Here is a 1,691-nt window from a genome sequence, read left to right on the forward strand (position 1 = left end):
TAATGTTCCAACCGTTGCAAAGGAGGCTAATTTTCTAGTAATAGCAGAAAATGCTTCACCATTGGCTAATAGGGGAGTTATGTCCTGGAAACGGACTCCCGGCTTTGGATAGTCAGGGATTTCACGGATGAGCGAGAGCGCCTCATCAATTTGCATATGGGTGATTCTATCCTCTGGGAGATTACTCTAATAAATCGCGATGCAGCACAAGCACCGTAATGTCATCGTCTGCATTTTTGCCGGCTCGGCTGATAATTGCATCAACTATTTCTTGCGCAGTGTTGCAACTTCTTGCGATGTCAGCTACGGCGTCAAGTGCACGAAGTGTGCCATCAAAGAGATCTAGCACGCCATCACTTACGGAGATAAGGGTGTCGCCGTGGTTTAATACAAAGCTATCTTCCCTCCACGCAATATCTATACCAACGCCTAGAGGCGGATTGTGCGAGGACAACCGCTCAATTTCGCCATTTTTACGCATCACAATCGAGAGGCCGTGACCGGCATCGACGTATTGAATCAAGCCTGATGTGACGTTTAATCGAGCATGAAGTAGAGTTACAAAACTTCCGGCGTTGCTCAGATCAGCTCCCAATATGGCAGCGGCCGTTTCAATACTGCTCACTAATCCTTCGCTTTTTGATCCTGCTCTAAGAACAGCGCGCACCGTCGCGGCGATGATGGCGGCTCCCATGCCCTTGCCCATGACATCGGCAAGAGTGAGAATTCCACCTTCATTAACGGGGTACCAGTCGTAGAAATCCCCTCCTATAGATCTCGCCTGAACGCACCCACCGGCTACATCGAAACCAAATCTCTCGTCGGGCTGCTTAGGGATAAGTCCTTTTTGTACCTGCGCGGCCCGCGTTAACTCATTTTCAATAACCATCTCTTTCTGAACCCATTGCGCCAAGTCACGCAATTGGATCTCTTCAGCCTCCGTGAACTCCCTCGGATGTGGGTCAAAGATGCAGAGCGCTCCAACACGCTCGCCATTAGGAGTTTCAAGTGGATAGCCCGCGTAAAAACGAATATTTGGATCTCCAGTTACGAGTGGATTATTCTGAAAGCGCGAATCCTGTCTGGCATCTGGAACGGTGAAGTTTTTAGATTCGCGAATAGTTATATCGCAGAAGGCAATGTTTCGTGGAGTCTCTTGTGGCTCAAGTCCAATTTTAGATTTAAACCATTGACGATCGTGATCGATTAACGATACTGCCGCGGTTTCGACGCCAAAGAGCTGTTTAGCAAGCCTGGTGATGCGGTCAAATCTCTCTTCGGGTGGAGTATCAAGAATTTCTAGTGAATCTAGAGCGGCCTGGCGTGTGGCTTCATTATTCATGTCGTGAACTTCTCTTTTCATGTTTTGAGCCTGGAAACCGCTCCACTTGTATGAGAATACTCACGAATTCAATAGCCCACAACTACGAGGATAAAGGCGCACTTTCAAGGGAAATCAACAAAGCTTTCGTATCCACAGGGAGCTGCGTCGATTTACGCAGGGAATGCACAAGTGCTGGCTTCATTCTTTCTCATGTAAAGCAAATCGGCTTTGCACATCCAAGGAGGTTGAAATGAAAAAGATCATTACGGCCACACTATTAAGTGCTGGTCTGATTATGGGCTCCACGAGCGTAGCTTTTGCTGCAGAGACAACAACTGCACCGACTGCTCCCGTCACATTAGCAACA

The 1,691-nt window shown here is 48.0% G+C and carries 1 protein-coding gene; it reads right to left on the minus strand.

Going from position 1 to position 1,691, the window contains the following annotated elements; genetic code table 11:
- Positions 1-181: 181 nt before the first annotated feature.
- A complete protein-coding gene (locus tag Q8K48_09250) occupies positions 182-1,363 on the minus strand; it encodes a SpoIIE family protein phosphatase (GenBank protein MDP1852577.1) in 1,182 nt (393 codons plus the stop codon).
- Between the last annotated feature and the right edge of the window lie 328 nt (positions 1,364-1,691).

Origin of the sequence: Candidatus Planktophila sp., from assembly GCA_030681675.1 — a bacterium.
In the GTDB taxonomy this organism is placed as follows: Bacteria; Actinomycetota; Actinomycetes; order Nanopelagicales; family Nanopelagicaceae; genus Planktophila.